Origin of the sequence: Streptomyces sp. R35 (assembly GCF_041053035.1) — a bacterium.
Lineage (GTDB): Bacteria > Actinomycetota > Actinomycetes > Streptomycetales > Streptomycetaceae > Streptomyces > Streptomyces lutosisoli.
Window position 1 is genome coordinate 10,399,044 of sequence record NZ_CP163440.1, and the last position, 15,592, is coordinate 10,414,635.

The following is a 15,592-nucleotide window of genomic DNA, read 5'->3' on the forward strand; positions in this document are numbered from 1 at the left end:
CTACGAGACGACATCCCGCGGCGGCTTGCCGGCCACGAACTCGACGGCGTTCTGGACGGCCGCCAGCGCGATCCGGACGAGCGTCTCGCGCGTGACGCCCGCGACATGCGGTGACAGCACCACGTTCGGGGCCTTGAGCAACCGCAGGGCCGGAGTGGGCGGTTCGGGGTCGAAGACGTCGATGCCCGCTCCGGCCAGGGTGCCCGCCTCCAGCGCGTCCGCGAGGGCGTCCTGGTCGATCAGGGCGCCCCGCGCGGTGTTGATCACGAACGCGGTCGGCTTGAGGAGCGCCAGCCGTTGGGCGTTCAGCAGATGCCGGGTCGCGTCGGTCAGCGGCGCGTGCAGCGTGATGTAGTCCGAGGTACGCAGGAGTTCATCGAGTTCGACATGGCGGGCGCCGCCGAGCCGGGCCTCGGTCTCCGCGCCGACGGGCTGCGGACCGGCGTACACGATGCTCATGTCGAACGCGACCGCGCGCCGGGCGACCTCCTCGCCGATGTGCCCGAGCCCGACGATGCCGAGGGTCTTGCCGGACAGTTCGGTGATGGACCGCTGGAGCCGCGGCAGCGCCCAGTCGGCGTCGACCAACGCCGTGTGCGCGGGGACCAGTTGCTTGGCGAGAGCCAGCATGAGGGCGAAGGTCTGCTCGGCCACGTTCTGCTTCTCGGCGCCGCTGGAGCCGATGTTGCACACGGGCACGCCCTTGGCGCGCGCCGCGTCCAGGTCGACGTAGTCGAAGCCGTGGCTGGCACACTGGATGAGTTCCAAGTCCGGTGCCGCGGCGATGTGTTCGGCGGTCACCGGGCCGAGTCCCGTGATGATGACATGCGCCTCGCGCAGCGCGGCGGGGTCCTCGTCGGTCGCCTCCACGACGGTGACGTGGGCCTCGCCGGGGAACACGGTGGCGAGCGCCGCGCCTGCCGTACGGCCCCCGACATGCGGCGAGACGACGGCCAGAACGTTCTTCGTGACGGTCATGCGGATTCCTCGATCAGGTCGTCGGGGCCGAGGGTGGCGGGGCGGGCGTGCCCGGACAGGGCCAGCGTCAGGTCGAACTCGGCGAGCAGACAGCGGATGACGTGCTCGACGCCCGCCTGTCCGTCGAGGCCGAGCCCATAGGCGTACGGGCGTCCGACGAGCACCGCCTCGGCGCCGAGTGCGAGCGCCTTGAAGATGTCGTCGCCCGTGCGGATCCCGCTGTCGAAGAGAACGGTCAGCCGCTCACCGACCGCCTCGACCACGCGGGGCAGCGCGTCGGCGGCCGCCACCGACCCCGCCACCTGGCGCCCGCCGTGGTTGGAGACGACCACGCCGTCCATCCCGGCGTGGGCGGCACGGCGGGCGTCGTCCGGGTGCAGGATGCCCTTGAGGACGATCGGCCCGTCCCAGTTCTCCCGCAGGAAGGCCAGGTCCGGCCAGGTCTTGCCGGGGTCCGCGAACATCCCCACGAAGTGCATCACCGCGGCGTTCGGGTCCTCGTGCACCGGCTTGGCCAGGCCCGCCTGGAACGCCGGGTCCGTGAAGTAGTTGGCGGTGCCCACGCCGTGCAGGAACGGCAGATATGCCTGGTCCAGGTCGCGCGGCCGCCAGGCCAGCAGGGGAGTGTCGAGGGTGACGAGCAGCGCCGTGTACCCCGCCGCCTTCGCCCGGTTCAGGAAGGACCGGGTGACCTCGCGGTCCTTCGCCCAGTACAGCTGGAACCAGCGCTCCGCGTCGCCCATCGCCTCCGCGACCTGCTCCATGGGGGTGCTGGACGCCGAGGACAGGATGTACGGCACGCCCTGCGCCGCGGCGGCCCGCGCGGCGGCGGACTCCGCGTCCGGGTGCATGATCGACAGTACGCCCACGGGTGCCAGCGCCACCGGCGCGGGCAGCGGACGCCCCAACACCTCGACGGACAGATCGCGTTCGTGCACATCGCGCAGCATGCGCGGCACGATCCGCCGCCGGTCGAGGGCCTCCCGGTTGGCTCGCGCGGTGCTGCCGTTGCCCGCGCTGCCTGCCACATAGCCGACCGGACCGGGGCCGAGCCGCTGCTCGGTGAGTTCCTCCAGCCGGGTCAGATCGGTGGGCAGCCGCGGTACGGCGCCCGTCATTCCGTTCAGATAGATCTCGTACTGGAAGTCGGCCCAATGCTTCGCCATCCGTACGTCCCGCCTCTCGTCCCTGAGACCGCGCTGTACGACGTCGATCCTGGCGACTGTGACAAGGTCCGTCCACTGTGGTGCGCACATCGTGCGGCTGGAATTATCACCTTGTGAGTAATAAGACCGCGGAGGTCGCGGCACAGAACCCCGCAGACATCAGAGAGCGCATCCGGCAGGAGATGGTCGCCGACCCGCGTGTCGTGGAGGCGATCGTCGCGGCGGTGCACGAACAGGTTCCGGTGTACGCGGCGCTCGACGACAGCCGACTGCCGGAGGTGCGGGCCATCGCGGCGTGGGGGCTGGAGCGGCTGCTTCACCTCTGGGCGACCGACGGCACGCTGGGGCCGGCCGACCTCAGACGGTTCCGGGGCATCGCGGCGGCCCGCGCGGCGGACGGGCGGCCCGTGCAGGCCGTGCTGCGCGCCTACCGCGTGGCGGGGACCGTCCTCACCGACGAGATCGCGGCCCGCGCCCCCCGGCTCACCGCCGCGGACGCCTTCGCGCTCGCCCGGATGCTGCTGACCACCCTCGACACGCTCTCCGAGGAGATGGCCACGGCGTACGCCGCCACCGACGAGGATCTCGCCGGGGACCACGACAGGGCACTGCGGCTGCTGCTCGACGACCTGATCGCCGGGCGGCACGCCTCCGTGGGCGCCCTGACCGACCGGTCGGCCCGTCTGGGCATCCAACTCCCGGATCCGTACTGCCTGTTGGTGGCGGAGCCGGTCGGCGGGGACCGCCCCGACATGGCGCACGACGCGGCGACGGAACTGCTCGACGCGCTGGCCGTTCCGGGCGACGAGGTCACTTCGTTGGCGACGGTACGCGGCTCACGTGCCGTTCTGCTGTTGCCGGCCGGTGTCTCCGCGAGGGTCGGAGCGGTGCTGGGCGGGCGGTCCTGGCGAGGCTGTGCGATCACCGGTGAGAGCCTGGACCGGGTCGCCGTCGCGCACCGTCTCGCGGCCGATGCCCTCGATACGGCGCCCGGCCACGCCCACCGGCCAGGGCGCGTGCTCACGGACGCGGACGCGCATGTCCTCGCGCTGCTCGCCGGGCATCCGGTCGCCGCGCCGGACCATATCGCGCGTCTGGTGCTCGGGCCGCTCATCGATGCGGGGCAGCGGCATCTGCTGGAGGCGCTCACCGCGTACATCGACACGGGTTCGGCGAATGCCGCCGCCCGTGCGTTGCATCTCCATGCCCAGTCGCTGCGCTACCGTCTGCGGCGCATCCACGAACTGACGTCCCGTGACCCCCGAGATCCCTGGCAGCGGCTCACGCTGGACATCGCCCGCACGATCAGGCCGTAGCAGAGGGTTCCCCGCGCCCCTTTTAGGGGCGCGGGGAACTGCGCGAACGGCCCCCACCGGCCCGCAGAGGAAACACAACCCGCGGGGTCGAAGGGGCAGAGCCCCTGGGGATGGGACGGGTAGGGGCGGCGGGGGCGAAAACCGGCTACTAAGCCTGGCTGTGTGGCGTTACGCGGGCGGTGGCGCGGACAGGGGCGCCGTCCGCGCCGGGGAGGCGGAGCGGGAAGAGGAAGACCTCGATCGAGTGGCCGGCGGCGTGTGCGTCGGCCACTCGGTCGAGGTGGGTGAGGTTCTCGGCGATCACGCCTCCCGTGCCGCACAGGACACGGTGCGCGGGCAGGCCGTCCCCACCGGTGGGGTCCACGCTCAGCGCGTCGACGGCCACCGTGCGGACGCCCGCGTCGGCGACCGCCTGCGCGGCCTCCGGAGTGAGCCAGGGATGCGCGAGGTAGTGGTCCGTCCCCCAGTACGCCGACCAGCCCGTGGCGAGCAGAAGGATCGCACCGGGCTGGAGCCGCAGCCGGCCCAGCGCGGGCGCGAGCAGGTCAGGACTGATCGGCGCCCGCGCCGGGAGCCCGCGGACGTCGGCGACGACCGCGGGTCCCGCGAAACGCTCCAGCGGCAGGTCGTCCAGCGTGGGCCACGCCTCGTCCACGTGGTACGGCGCGTCGACATGCGTCCCGGACTGCGACCCCATGTGCAGCCGCAGGACGTTGACACCGTGTTCGGCGACCCGCAGCGCCCTGGACACCTCCACCCGCGGGTCACCGGGATAGACGGGCATCCCGGTGACCACGGGCACGGACAGGTCGAGCCAGGACTCCATCAGCTGCCTTCGACGGCGAGCACCGGCGGGGTGCCGTCGGGCTCCTTGTCCGATTCCGCGCCGGGGCCGGTGATCGGCGGCACCGGGGAGTCGACCGTACGGGCCAGTCGTGCTCCCTCCGGTCCGTACACGGCCCGGGGTTCGGGGAACAGCCGCAGCAGCGACAGGAACAGTACGGCGGCGACGGCCAGCGACAGCGGCAGGCTGATGTCGATGCCGTTCGCCAGGTCGCCCAGCGGGCCGACGAACTGGCCCGGGATGTTGGTGAAGAGGACTCCGATCACGGCGCCCACCCACCATGCCGTCATGCCGCGCCAGTTCCAGCCGTGCGCGAACCAGTAACGGCCGCCGCGCTGACGGCGGTTGAAGACCTGGAGCGCGTCCGGGTCGTACCAGCCGCGCCGGGTGTAGAAGCCGAGGATCATCACGACCATCCACGGCGTGGTGCAGGTGATGATCATCGTGGCGAACGTCGAGATCGACTGCACCAGGTCGAAGCCGAAGCGGCCGACGAAGATGAACGCGATCGACAACACGCCGACCAGGAACGTCGCCTGGACCCGGGAGAGGCGGGGGAACACCGACGAGAAGTCGAGCCCCGTGCCGTACAGCGACGTCGTACCCGTCGACATGCCGCCGATCAGCGCGAGCAGACACACCGGCAGGAAGAACCAGCTCGGCGAGATGGCCAGCAGCCCGCCCACGAAGTCGGGGGCCGCCGGGTCGACGTACTTCGGCGCCTTCGTCGCGATGATGCTCGCGGTCGCGAGACCGAAGATGAACGGCAGGAGGGTCGCTATCTGGGAGAGGAACGCGGCGCCCACGACCTTGCGGCGCGGCGCGTTCGCCGGGATGTAGCGCGACCAGTCGCCGAGGAACGCGCCGAAGGACACCGGGTTGGACAGCACGATCAGCGCCGAACCGATGAAGGAGGGCCAGAACAGTGCCTGCGTCGCCGAGTCGGCCGATGCCGTGAAGACACCGGCGTACGACGGGTCGAAGTCACCGGCGAAGGCGATCGCACCGAGCAGGAACAGCACGGTGGCCGAAGTCACCGCGATCTTGTTGACGAACAGCATGAACCGGAACCCGTACACGCACACCGCGAGGACCAGACCGCCGAACAGCGCGTACGCGACGACGTACGACAGCGTGCTGCGCTCCAGGCCGAACAGCCGGTGCGCGCCGCCGACCAGGGCGTCGCCGGAGCTCCACACCGAGATAGAGAAGAAGGCGACCGCCGTCAGAAGGGAGAGGAACGAGCCGACCACCCGGCCGTGCACACCCAGGTGCGCGGAGGAGGCGACCGCGTTGTTCGTGCCGTTGACCGGGCCGAACACCGCCATCGGGCACAGGATCAGCGCGCCGACGACGACTCCGAGGAGCGTTGCCGCGAGCCCCTGCCAGAAGGAGAGGCCGAAGAGGATGGGGAAGGCGCCGAGGACGCAGGTGGAGAAGGTGTTCGCACCGCCGAACGCGACCCGGAACAGGTCGAGCGGCGACGCGGTGCGGTCCGCGTCGGGGATGCGCTCGACACCGAAGGTCTCGACCTCGGTGAGCGACGGGGGAGGGGTGGTCGGGGAGTTGTCGGACAAGAGTGCTCCATCGAAGTGCCTGTACCCGGACGGGCGGTGGAGCGCGTTGTGGCGCGGAGGAAGGAGGGATGGCCGGTGGCCGCCGCTGGGGTGTGCGGCGTGAGCGGATGCCGTCCTTGTGGGGTCTGCCGAAGCTAAGGCCGGGCATGCGGTCGGCACCAGAAGGTAAATCATCCATCTTTCACGCCGGAGGTGGAGTATTCGTCCATCGTCGACGGTGCTCCGGCGTTCGGCCCGCTGCTTCCGGATTCAGCCGGTCGGGCCGGGGTCCCGTGCGGCGCGCCAGCCGTGCCACCGGTGGACGGTGATCGCGATCACCGGGCCGTCCGGTGGCTGCTGCCGGTACGGCGCGTACTTCTCCCGCAGCAGGTCGATCGCCGCGGCGTACGCGTCCTGGGTGCCGGGCGGCAGGACGCGCGCGTCACCGTCCGCCCGTACCCACCACAGCCGGTCCCAGTCCTCGTCGTCGTACGCGTCCACGAGCAGGCTGACGGCGGGGTGGGCGGCGATGTTGCGCAGCCGCTTCAGCCGCTGTGATCTCTTGGGCTTGCGGTCGACGGCGGTGACGATCTCACCGCCGTGCGCGGCGAACACGACCGGCACCACGTGGGGGCGTCCCCCAGCGTCCACCGTCGCCAGGTGTGCGACCCGTGCCGTCATGAACCGGCGGCGCGCCTCGTCCTCGTCCATGTCCGGCACGGTGAGCTCCGAATCCCCGGCAGCCGGGCGTCACCGGTAGGCGGACGCGGCCTCGGCCAGGTCGTCCAGTGTGTGCAGGGTCTGGTCCTCGGGCCGGGTCGGCAGATAGAGCAGGGCGCGTTCGACGCCGAGTTCCGCGTAGATGTCGAGGGACTCCCGGTCGTGCCGGGCCGCGTAGACCACCACGGCCGGCCGGTCGCCGGCCGTCTCCCGCATGCGGTCGATCCGTGCGCCCAGCTCCTTGGGTGAGACGCCGCTGGGCATCCACGCCGACCCGTACTCGGCGACGCGGGCGAAGGTGCGCTCGCTGTTGCCCCCGACCCAGAGGGGTGGATGCGGCCGCTGGACGGGCTTGGGCCAGCTGTGGACCGGGTCGAAGTCGACGAAGTCGCCGTGGAACTCGGCCTCGTCCTTGGTCCACAGCTCGATGATCGCCCGGATCCGCTCGTCCATCAGCCGCCCGCGTCCGGCCGGATCCGTCCCGTGGTTGCGCATCTCCTCCCGGTTCCAGCCGGCGCCGACACCGAACACCGCGCGGCCGCCGGAGACCAGATCGAGGGTGGCCACTTCCTTCGCGGTGATGATCGGATCACGCTCGACCACCAACGCGATCCCGGTGCCCAGCAGCAGGTCGCCGGTCACGGAGGCGACCGCGGCGAGCGCCACGAACGGATCGAGCGTGCGGTAGTACATGCGTGGCAGATCGCCGCCGGCCGGGTACGGCGTCTCCCGGTTCACCGGAATGTGCGTGTGCTCGGCCAGCAGCAGTGCGTCGAAGCCGCGCTCCTCCAGGGCCGGCCCCAGTGCCGCAGGGCCGATGCCCTCGTCGGTGAGAAACGTCGACACTCCGAACTTCATCCGCGACCACCTCGTCTCATCGGCAGCTACTGCTGCCAGTGTGGCGCGGTCCCTCACTCCTCGTCGGCCGAGGCGTCCTGTGGTGCGGTGTCCTGTGGTGTGGTGTCCGGGCCCTGCGCCCGGACCCGCTGCACATGCTCCAGCGAGTCGCGCAGCTCGGTGAGCCAGTCGTCGGTGTGGCGCTGCACGAGGCGTACGCACCAGGCGAGGGCGTCGCTGCGGCTGCGCGCGACACCGGCGGCGATGAGGGTGTCGAGGACTTGGCGTTCGGGCTGGCGCAGCCGGGTCATGACGGGTGCGGCGATGTGCGTGAACAGGGCGCGCTCGTCCCCGCACTCCACACCCCAGGAGACCTTCTTGCGGAACCGGTGCTCCGCCTCGCGCGCCACCGCGACCCGGTCCTCGCGCGTGCGCTCGCGGAATTCCTGGATACGTGACTGGACGGCCGCCTCCTTCTCGGCGTCCGAGGCGCCTTCGGCGAGCCGGGGCTCGGGGATGCGGCCGATGACGGTGATCTCCTCGCGGTCGACCGTCACCTCCACGAGGCTCTCGAAGAGAGCGTCGGGCAAGCGGCCGGCGAACCAGCCGCGCAGCTTCTCGCGTTGCTCCGTTGTAATCATGTAATGACGATTACTCCGTTGAGCGAAGAAAGCAAGGGGGTCTGCCGTGGGCTGAAGCGGAATGTTTCAGGCCTATTGCTGAGTGATGGAAATCTGGCCAGGACGGGACTCTCGACGATCAACAACCGCTCAGTTCCGGGGCTTACGCGTTCGAATTCTGTAACTTCACGCCACTGCTTCAACACTCAAAGTTACCGAAACGCATGGGGTCGATGTGTGTTTCCGGTGAGGACTCGGCAGACTCGCGCTCGCCGAACCGGCACACAACCGAGCCGGTATGGCATTCAATCGAGCGGAAGGATGCACACAATGCCGACCACCGCGCGCTGGGCAGCGACTCTCACCCTGACGGCCACCGCCGTCTGCGGACCCCTGACCGGTTCCGCCCTCGCGGCCCCCGCCCTCGGCCCGTCAGGGCTCTACGCCCCCTCGGCCCTGGTGCTCACCGTGGGCCACGGCACCAGCGCGGCCACCGTCACCCCGGAACGAGCGGTCACTCTGAACTGCGCCCCGACCGCCTCCGGCACCCACCCCGCCGCCCGCCAGGCCTGCGCCGAACTCCGGGGAGCCGGCGGTGACTTCGACGCCCTGACGGTCAGAGACGACGTCGCCTGTACGAAGCAGTTCGACCCCGTGGTCGTCACGGTCGACGGCGTGTGGCAGGGCAAGCGCGTCTCGTACGAGCGCACCTTTGCCAACGAGTGCGTGAAGAACTCCTACGGGATGACCGTCTTCACGTTCTGAGGGACCGGGATCGCGCGGTCCTCGTGAATGACGATCGAGGTCTGTAGCTGGGGAGTGCGGGCCCCGAGGCGGGGTGCCACGCGATTTCGCACCGAGGGTCGGCCGGACAGAGTGGGGCTGTCGGCCGGCCCTCGGCATTTGTGTGTGTGCCCCGTGGGGTGGTCCGGGAAGCGTGCGTTTCAGGGCGGTTCCGGGAGCGGTGGGAAGCGGTCGAGCAGGCCCGAGGCGCGCAGCAGGCGGTGGATGTGAGGGTGGTCGGACACGACGCGGAGGCGTCCGCCGCGCTCCCGCACCCGGCTCTCCGCCCGGCACAGCACCCGTAGGCCGGAGCAGTCGAAGAAGGCGACCCCGCGCAGATCGACCAGCACGTCCGGCCGGGCGTCGCCGGTGGCGGCCACCAGGTGCTGGGCCAGGAAGTCCGCCGTCGCCATGTCTATCTCGCCGGAGGCCTCCACCACGGTGAACGGGCCGCGCCGATAGCTACGGGCGTAGGGGTTGGCCGGAGGAAGCCCGGATCCGGCAGCCGTACCCGCGGGCGGATCGGTGGCACGATCGCGGGACTCCGGCGGCATAGTGGCTCCACCTCGGCGGGGCAGGGGCTGGTCGATCCCGGTAGCTACCCGGCGCGGCCGGAAACATCCACACGGCGCCGTCCTCAAGATCTAGTTCACTCGAGCAGGTGAATCAGGGGTTGAGGTATTGACATGCGAAGGCGGCCCCGCCTCAACGTGCCCTGTTCTAGCGGATGTTGTGGGTGGAAGCGGTCGGCGGCAGCCGGCCGTGACGGCGGCCGGCAGGGCCGGGACGGGTGCCGGCGAGGCGCCCGCTCAGCGCACCGGGGTCGCTATGCGCAGATGCGCCCCACCGGTCGGTGGCGCGGCCTCGTCGCTCTGCCGGGTGATGTCCGCCCACCATGAGGCGCCCTCCTCCATGTGCCGCAGCAGGATGCCCTCGCGGATCGCCCAGGGGCAGATGGAGACCTTCTTGAGGCCCGTCAGCTTCATCGCCGTGTGTCCGACCACCGCACCGGCCAGGCTCTGGGCGGCCCGCGGCGCGGAGATGCCCGGGAGCAGCGCACGCTCCGTGGCCGTGAGCAGGGCGAGGCGGTCGAGTGAGTCGCGTAAGTCCGACCGGTGCAACTCCCGTTCCGTGAAAGGGCCTTGGCGTCCGGGCGGCGCCCCGCACAGCCGGGCCAGCTGCTGGAAGGTCCGCGAGGTGGCCACGGCGGTGCGTGGTCCCTCCCAGCGGATGCGTGCGGCCACGTCCCGCAGCTGATGGCGCACGTTGCGGCGCAGCGCCTTGACGCTGTCCGCCGACGGCGGATCCTGGCCCTCGAAGTACTCGCGGGTCAGCCGGCCCGCGCCGAGCGGCAGCGAGGCCACGAAGTCCGGCAGCCGGCCCCGTCCGAAGGCCACCTCCAGCGAGCCGCCGCCGATGTCGAGGAGCGCGAGCGGCCCCGAGCGCCAGCCCATCCAGCGGCGCGCCCCGAGGAACGTGAGCTCGGCCTCCACCTCGCCCGGCAGGGTGCACAGCCGCACGCCGGTCCCGGCGCGTACGGCCCTCAGCACCTCCTGACGGTTCGGGGCGTTGCGCACCACGGCGGTCGCGAAGGACAACGGGCCAGCCGCGCCCCATCGCTGGGCCGTAGTGCCCGCCGCGCGCACCGCCTCGACCAGCTGCTCCACGGCCTCCTCGGGAATCGGACCGCCGTGCGCCACTCGCTCGGACAGCCGCAGCCGCCACTTGGCGGTGTGCACCGGCAGCGGTACCCCGCCCTCGGCGTCCGCCACGACCAGGCGCACCGTGTTCGACCCCACATCAACCACGCTCACTCGCATGCCGCTGCATGTACCCCCGGTAACCGGGCGGCACGCCCTGAGTGCACCGTTGTTGAGGCTGATGTGGGCCCGGTGGTGTCCATCGCGCTGCTGCCGCGTCACCCGGGGCCGCGCCAGGGGCGGAGTCTGGGCCACCAGCCCGGCACCGCCGCGCGGTAGCGCTCGTACTCGGCGCCGAATCTGCCGGTCAGTTCCGGCTCCTCGTACCAGCGCGCGAACGCCGCCATCACGAGCCCGGCGACCGCCCCGTACACCAGGAGCACCGGCCGCGCGAGCAGCAGGCCCTGCCCGGCGATCACCGCGACGACCGCCACGTACATCGGATTGCGGACATGCCGGTAGAGCCCGCCCACGACCAGGTGTTCCGTGGGCGCGACCGGCGCCGGAGTGCCGAGGCCCTCGGCGACGAACCGCGTGAAGGCGGACAGCAGCACCACCGCGCCCGCGGCCAGCGGCACCAGGCCCAGCACGCGGACGGGGGGCCACCAGTGACCGGCCCGCCAGCCGGTCAGCCACCAGGGAAGAAGGACGGCCACCGTGCCGGGGGCCATGGCCAGGAAGAGCGAACTGCCGACCGCCGCCGCAGATCTGCGCATACGCCCACCATGGCCGCCGCGCGGCGCGGCGTAAACGTACGCCGTCACCGGTTCGGGAACAGTGCGCCGCCCGGAGCAGACCTGTCACCGGTCCGAGTCGTCCGGGATGCCGACGCGGGCGCGAGGCTGCAACAGTGGACCATGGGTGCACTCGGCGAGCTGGACCATTGGCTGTTCACACAAGTGGCCGGGGCGCGGGTGCCCGGGGCCCATCCGGGGCTGCGGCGGCTCAGCCGCAGTGCCGACCACGGACGTCTGTGGCTGGGAGCGGCGGCCGGGCTCGCGCTGATCGGCGGACACACCGCCCGACGGGCGGCTCTGCGGGGGGTGGGCTCGCTGGCGCTGGCCTCGCTGACCGTCAACACGGTCGTGAAGGCGAGCGCCCGCCGCCCCCGCCCGCTGCTGGACCTCGTACCGACGATCCGGCACCTGAGCCGCCAGCCGCACACCACGTCCTTCCCCTCCGGGCACTCCGCGTCGGCCGCGGCCTTCGCCACCGGAGTCGCCCTGGAGTCCACGCGCTACGGCGCCCTGGTCGCGCCCGTCGCAGCCGCGGTCGCCTTCTCGCGTGTATACGTGGGCGTGCACTACCCCGGAGACGTGCTGGCCGGAGTGGCGATCGGTGCCGGGGTCGCCGCGCTCACCTGCCGCTGGTGGCCGCCGCGCGCGGCCTCCCCGGAGCGGGAACGGCCCATGGCTGACGCGCCCGCGCTGCCCCGCGGCGAGGGACTGGTCGTCTTCGTCAACAGCCGGGCCGGTACCGGCGTGCCCGCCGCGCCGTTGCCGCCCGCCGAACGGCTGCGTGAACTGCTGCCCGGGGCCGAGCTGATCGAGCGCGGTCCTGACGACGACTTCACCGCGCTGCTCGCCGAGGCGGCCGACCGGGCCGTGGCGACGGGCGGCGCGCTGGGCGTGTGCGGAGGCGACGGCAGCGTCAACGCCGCGGCCCGCGCGGCGGCCGAACGAGGCCTCGCGCTGGCGGTGTTCCCCGGCGGCACCCTCAACCACTTCGCCCTGGACGTGGGTGTACCGGACTTCGAGGACACCGCCGTCGCCGTCACCAAGGGGGAGGCGGTGGCCGTGGACATCGGCGTGGCGCGATCGGAGGCCGGGCAGGAGGTGCGGTTCCTCAACACCTTCAGCATCGGCCTGTACCCCGAACTCGTCCAGCTTCGCGAGCACTTGGAGGAGCGGTGGGGCAAGTGGCCGGCCGCGGCCGTCGCCCTGGTCCGGGTGCTGCGCACCGCGACCCCTATCGAGCTGAGCGTCAACGGCCGCCCCCGCCGCCTGTGGCTGCTCTTCGCGGGCAACGGCCGGTACGTCCCCGAGGGCTTCGCCCCCGCCTTCAGGCCGCGTCTGGACGAGGGACTGCTCGACGTGCGCCTGGTCGACGGCGACCACCGCCTCGCCCGCACCCGCGTCATCGCCTCCGCGCTCGTCGGGGCGCTGCACCGCTCCCGGGTCTACGGCGCCGAACACGTCCCGTGGGTGCGGCTGGAGGGACTCGCCGGTACGGACAGACTCGCGTACGACGGTGAAGTCGCTCCCGTGCCCGTGGAGTTGACGCTGGAGAAGGAGCACCGGGTACTCGTCGTGTACCGGCCCGCACAGCCGCAGGACGAGCTGGTCCAGCAGGCCCGTCTGGCCGCCGCGACAGCCCGTTACCGCAGACGGATGGGCCGCTCCGCCACCGGAGACGGATGAGGGGCCGCCGTCTCCCTGCAGACGGCGGCCCCTCGGCCTGGTGGGTGATCGGATCAGTGACCGATCACATGTGGACGACCGGTGCGGCTGAAGCGTCGGAGGCCTGCTCCAGCTTCCCGCGGCGGTAGAGCAGGAAGGCGATCAGCGCGCCCGCCACGAAGAAGCCCGCCGACCACCAGAAGGCGGTGGTGTAGCTCTCGATCGTCGACTGGGCCTGGACCAGCTTGTCGGTCGCGTCCTTGCCGGAGAGGTAGCTCGTGGCGGCGCTCGCGGCGAGGGTGTTCAGCAGCGCCGTACCGATCGAACCGCCCACCTGCTGCATGGTGTTGACGGTCGCGGAGGCGACACCGGCGTCCTCGGGGGCGATCCCGCTGGTGGCCATCGACATCGCGGGCGGCATCACCATGCCGAGGCCCGCGCCGACCAGGAGCAGCTGCGGCAGTACCGCCGTGGAGAACGACGAGCCGATACCGATGCCGGTCAGCCACGCCATACCGACCGCGGCGATCGCGAAGCCCGCCGGGATGACGGCCTTCGGTCCGATGCGCGGCACCAGGATCGTGGTGGAGACCTGCGCCATGACCATGAGGGCGGCCATCATCGGCAGGAACGCCACACCCGTCTTGGTGGGGCTGAAGCCCAGGTTCAGCTGCAGGTAGTAGGTGAGGAAGAGGAAGACACCGAACATGCCCGCGCCGGTGATCAGGACGGTGATGAACGAGGCGGCGCGGTTGCGGTCGAGCAGGACGCGCATCGGCAGCAGCGGGTGCTTGGCGCGGGTCTGCCACCAGGCGAACGCGGCCAGCAGGATTCCGCCCGCGGTCAGGAAGCCCCAGGTGGCGGGCGAACTCCAGTCATGGGTCTCGGCGTTGGAGAAGCCGTAGACCAGGGAGAAGAGACCGGTGGAGACCAGCAGCGTGCCCGGCAGGTCCAGCTTGGAGTTCGCCGCGTCACGGTGATTGGTCAGCAGCATCCAGCCGCCGGCGAAGGCGACGATCGCGAAGACGACGTTGACGAACAGCGTCCAGCGCCAGTCGAGCGCGTCGGTCAGCACACCGCCGAGCAGCAGGCCCACCGCGCCACCGGCGCCGGCGATCGCGCCGTACACGCTGAACGCCTTGGCGCGTTCCTTGGCATCGGTGAACGTCGTGTTCAGCAGCGAGAGCGCGGCGGGTGCGAGCAGCGCGCCGAAGACACCTTGCAGGGCGCGGGCCGTGACCAGCATCCCGAAGCTGGTGGACACGCCGCCCAGCATGGAGGCCGCGGCGAATCCGGCGATCCCGACGAGGAAGGCGGTCTTGCGTCCGAAGAGGTCGGCGATGCGCCCGCCGAGCAGCAGCAGGGAGGCGAAGGCCAGGGAGTAGGCGGTGACGATCCACTGCCGGTTGCCGTCGGAGAAGCCGAGGTCCGCCTGGGCGGACGGCAGGGCGATGTTCACGATGGTGGCGTCGAGAACCACCATCAGCTGGGCGATGCCGATGATCGCGAGGATCCACCAGCGCCGCTTCGAGGCCTCCGCGGGTGATGCGTCCATGGCACCGGTGCGGGTGCCCTTGGTCAGGGTCTGAGGCATGGGAGAACCACTCCAGGGAAAGTCGCTCAGGGGTTACGTGCACGTAAACGAAACGGTTTCGTACACATCGACGGTTCGAGACTAGACCCCTTTCAGCGAAACGGCAAAGTTTCGCTAAGTGAGCTGAGTCGCTCCTCCATTCCTTGACGGGCATATAACCGGAGAGGCATATTGAAGCCATGTCCGATGTCTCCCTCTGGGCCGCACTCGCCGACCCCCACCGGCGCGCCATCGTCGCGCTGCTCCTGGAGCGGCCACGGGCCGTCGGTGAGATCGTCGAGGCGTGCGGTCTGAGCCAGCCGAGCACCTCGAAGCATCTGCGGGTGCTGCGCGACGTGGGACTCGTGCGGGTACGACAGGACGCGCAACGCCGCGTCTACGCGCTCGACCCGGCTCCGATCGGCGAGCTGGACGCCTGGCTGGCCCCGTACCGGAAGCTGTGGAACGAGAGCCTCGACGCCCTCGGCCGTCGCCTGGACGAGGCGGCGGGGGAGCCGTCGGACGACCACGAAGAACTCTCCCCGAAGGACTGAGCCACCATGTCCGCCGAACCCACCGCCCTCACCGGCACCTACGTCACCCTCGACGACGGCCGCCCCGCCGTCCGCTTCAGCCGGACCTACGACCACCCCGTGGACCGGGTCTGGCAGTTCGTGACCGACCCCGACGAGCTGGCCCACTGGTTCCCGTCCCGCGCCGAGATCGAGCTGCGGCCCGGCGGCACCATCACGTTCAGCGGTGACCCGAACCTGCCGGAGTCCACCGGCCGTGTCCTCGCCGTCGACCCGCCCCGGCATCTCTCCTTCGACTGGGGCGGCGACGAGCTGCACTTCGACCTCGAGGCCCTCGACGAGAAGCGCACGCACTTCACGCTCACCGACGTCCTCACGGCCGAGAACACCGCCGCCCGCAACGGGGCCGGCTGGGAGGTGTGCCTCGCGGCCCTCGACGCCCATGCGAGAGGCGAGGAGTTCGCAGGACCGCACGCCGGGGCCAGTGCGCCGTGGAAGGAGTTCTACCGCGGCTACGTCGAGGCCGGGGTTCCCTCCGGCGCCCCGGTCCCCGGACTCGACTGAACG

16 protein-coding genes are annotated in these 15,592 nt (G+C 71.3%); 5 read left to right on the forward strand and 11 right to left on the reverse strand.

Annotated features, from left to right (window positions below; translation table 11 throughout):
* Both AB5J50_RS46770 and AB5J50_RS46775 read right to left on the reverse strand, forming a co-directional pair.
* Positions 1–978: a 2-hydroxyacid dehydrogenase gene (locus tag AB5J50_RS46770; RefSeq protein ID WP_369264622.1), complete on the reverse strand. Its 978-nt coding sequence runs from the start codon at positions 976–978 to the stop codon at positions 1–3.
* Positions 975–2,144, reverse strand: a complete 1,170-nt coding sequence (locus AB5J50_RS46775) for a lactate 2-monooxygenase (RefSeq protein WP_369264623.1) — start codon at positions 2,142–2,144, stop codon at positions 975–977. Before AB5J50_RS46775 ends, AB5J50_RS46770 begins: the two co-directional genes overlap by 4 nt.
* Before the next feature lie 113 nt (positions 2,145–2,257).
* Here AB5J50_RS46775 and AB5J50_RS46780 point away from each other — a divergent pair, with 113 nt between their 5' ends.
* Complete coding sequence (locus AB5J50_RS46780; protein ID WP_369264624.1) at positions 2,258–3,460, forward strand: PucR family transcriptional regulator; 1,203 nt, start codon at positions 2,258–2,260, stop codon at positions 3,458–3,460.
* A gap of 148 nt (positions 3,461–3,608) precedes the next feature.
* Here the strand turns inward: AB5J50_RS46780 and AB5J50_RS46785 are convergent, their stop codons facing one another.
* From AB5J50_RS46785 to AB5J50_RS46805, 5 genes are all read right to left on the reverse strand, one after another.
* On the reverse strand, positions 3,609–4,286 hold the full coding sequence (locus tag AB5J50_RS46785; protein WP_369264625.1) for a cyclase family protein: 678 nt from the start codon (positions 4,284–4,286) through the stop codon (positions 3,609–3,611).
* Entirely contained in the window at positions 4,286–5,881 is a 1,596-nt protein-coding gene (locus AB5J50_RS46790; protein ID WP_369264626.1) for a cytosine permease, read from the reverse strand. The genes AB5J50_RS46785 and AB5J50_RS46790 overlap by 1 nt, the downstream gene beginning before the upstream one ends.
* Before the next feature lie 249 nt (positions 5,882–6,130).
* Positions 6,131–6,580: a TIGR03668 family PPOX class F420-dependent oxidoreductase gene (locus tag AB5J50_RS46795; RefSeq protein WP_369264627.1), complete on the reverse strand. Its 450-nt coding sequence runs from the start codon at positions 6,578–6,580 to the stop codon at positions 6,131–6,133.
* Between the two features lie 30 nt (positions 6,581–6,610).
* The gene (locus AB5J50_RS46800) at positions 6,611–7,438 is read right to left on the reverse strand and encodes an LLM class F420-dependent oxidoreductase (protein ID WP_369264628.1); all 828 of its coding nucleotides are present in this window, start codon (positions 7,436–7,438) and stop codon (positions 6,611–6,613) included.
* A 53-nt stretch (positions 7,439–7,491) separates the two neighbouring features.
* Positions 7,492–8,058, reverse strand: coding sequence for a hypothetical protein (locus tag AB5J50_RS46805; RefSeq protein ID WP_369264629.1), 567 nt, complete (start codon positions 8,056–8,058; stop codon positions 7,492–7,494).
* Between the two features lie 309 nt (positions 8,059–8,367).
* On the opposite strand from AB5J50_RS46805, the gene AB5J50_RS46810 reads away from it, so the two are divergent.
* Positions 8,368–8,802, forward strand: coding sequence for a protease inhibitor (locus AB5J50_RS46810; protein WP_369264630.1), 435 nt, complete (start codon positions 8,368–8,370; stop codon positions 8,800–8,802).
* Between the two features lie 179 nt (positions 8,803–8,981).
* On the opposite strand, the gene AB5J50_RS46815 is transcribed toward AB5J50_RS46810, so the two are convergent.
* The 3 genes from AB5J50_RS46815 to AB5J50_RS46825 all read right to left on the reverse strand — a co-directional run bounded on the left by AB5J50_RS46815 (position 8,982) and on the right by AB5J50_RS46825 (position 11,236).
* A complete protein-coding gene (locus AB5J50_RS46815) occupies positions 8,982–9,374 on the reverse strand; it encodes an STAS domain-containing protein (protein ID WP_369264631.1) in 393 nt (130 codons plus the stop codon).
* A 255-nt stretch (positions 9,375–9,629) separates the two neighbouring features.
* Entirely contained in the window at positions 9,630–10,640 is a 1,011-nt protein-coding gene (locus AB5J50_RS46820) for a Ppx/GppA family phosphatase (RefSeq protein WP_369264632.1), read from the reverse strand.
* A 98-nt stretch (positions 10,641–10,738) separates the two neighbouring features.
* Positions 10,739–11,236, reverse strand: coding sequence for an isoprenylcysteine carboxylmethyltransferase family protein (locus AB5J50_RS46825; protein WP_369264633.1), 498 nt, complete (start codon positions 11,234–11,236; stop codon positions 10,739–10,741).
* Positions 11,237–11,377: 141 nt separating this feature from the next.
* Here AB5J50_RS46825 and AB5J50_RS46830 point away from each other — a divergent pair, with 141 nt between their 5' ends.
* Entirely contained in the window at positions 11,378–12,940 is a 1,563-nt protein-coding gene (locus tag AB5J50_RS46830) for a bifunctional phosphatase PAP2/diacylglycerol kinase family protein (protein WP_369264634.1), read from the forward strand.
* Positions 12,941–13,004: 64 nt separating this feature from the next.
* On the opposite strand, the gene AB5J50_RS46835 is transcribed toward AB5J50_RS46830, so the two are convergent.
* A complete protein-coding gene (locus AB5J50_RS46835) occupies positions 13,005–14,513 on the reverse strand; it encodes an MFS transporter (RefSeq protein ID WP_369264635.1) in 1,509 nt (502 codons plus the stop codon).
* Between the two features lie 179 nt (positions 14,514–14,692).
* On the opposite strand from AB5J50_RS46835, the gene AB5J50_RS46840 reads away from it, so the two are divergent.
* Together AB5J50_RS46840 and AB5J50_RS46845 are read left to right on the forward strand one after the other, a co-directional pair.
* Positions 14,693–15,046 carry a metalloregulator ArsR/SmtB family transcription factor gene (locus AB5J50_RS46840; protein WP_327434102.1) on the forward strand — a complete coding sequence of 118 codons (354 nt, stop codon included), beginning with the start codon at positions 14,693–14,695 and terminating at the stop codon, positions 15,044–15,046.
* Positions 15,047–15,052: 6 nt separating this feature from the next.
* Positions 15,053–15,589 (forward strand): SRPBCC family protein, encoded by a 537-nt coding sequence (locus tag AB5J50_RS46845; RefSeq protein ID WP_327434103.1) that lies wholly within the window; start codon positions 15,053–15,055, stop codon positions 15,587–15,589.
* Positions 15,590–15,592: the final 3 nt, after the last annotated feature.

Bases quoted from the DNA above. Each gene is read 5' to 3' on its own strand.
- AB5J50_RS46835 (WP_369264635.1), bottom strand. From the start codon at position 14,513: ATGCCTCAGACCCTGACCAAGGGCACCCGCACCGGTGCCATGGACGCA.
- AB5J50_RS46820 (WP_369264632.1), bottom strand. From the start codon at position 10,640: ATGCGAGTGAGCGTGGTTGATGTGGGGTCGAACACGGTGCGCCTGGTC.
- AB5J50_RS46775 (WP_369264623.1), bottom strand. From the start codon at position 2,144: ATGGCGAAGCATTGGGCCGACTTCCAGTACGAGATCTATCTGAACGGA.
- AB5J50_RS46805 (WP_369264629.1), bottom strand. From the start codon at position 8,058: ATGATTACAACGGAGCAACGCGAGAAGCTGCGCGGCTGGTTCGCCGGC.
- AB5J50_RS46785 (WP_369264625.1), bottom strand. From the start codon at position 4,286: ATGGAGTCCTGGCTCGACCTGTCCGTGCCCGTGGTCACCGGGATGCCC.
- AB5J50_RS46845 (WP_327434103.1), top strand. From the start codon at position 15,053: ATGTCCGCCGAACCCACCGCCCTCACCGGCACCTACGTCACCCTCGAC.
- AB5J50_RS46800 (WP_369264628.1), bottom strand. From the start codon at position 7,438: ATGAAGTTCGGAGTGTCGACGTTTCTCACCGACGAGGGCATCGGCCCT.
- AB5J50_RS46770 (WP_369264622.1), bottom strand. From the start codon at position 978: ATGACCGTCACGAAGAACGTTCTGGCCGTCGTCTCGCCGCATGTCGGG.
- AB5J50_RS46825 (WP_369264633.1), bottom strand. From the start codon at position 11,236: ATGCGCAGATCTGCGGCGGCGGTCGGCAGTTCGCTCTTCCTGGCCATG.
- AB5J50_RS46840 (WP_327434102.1), top strand. From the start codon at position 14,693: ATGTCCGATGTCTCCCTCTGGGCCGCACTCGCCGACCCCCACCGGCGC.
- AB5J50_RS46830 (WP_369264634.1), top strand. From the start codon at position 11,378: ATGGGTGCACTCGGCGAGCTGGACCATTGGCTGTTCACACAAGTGGCC.
- AB5J50_RS46810 (WP_369264630.1), top strand. From the start codon at position 8,368: ATGCCGACCACCGCGCGCTGGGCAGCGACTCTCACCCTGACGGCCACC.
- AB5J50_RS46815 (WP_369264631.1), bottom strand. From the start codon at position 9,374: ATGCCGCCGGAGTCCCGCGATCGTGCCACCGATCCGCCCGCGGGTACG.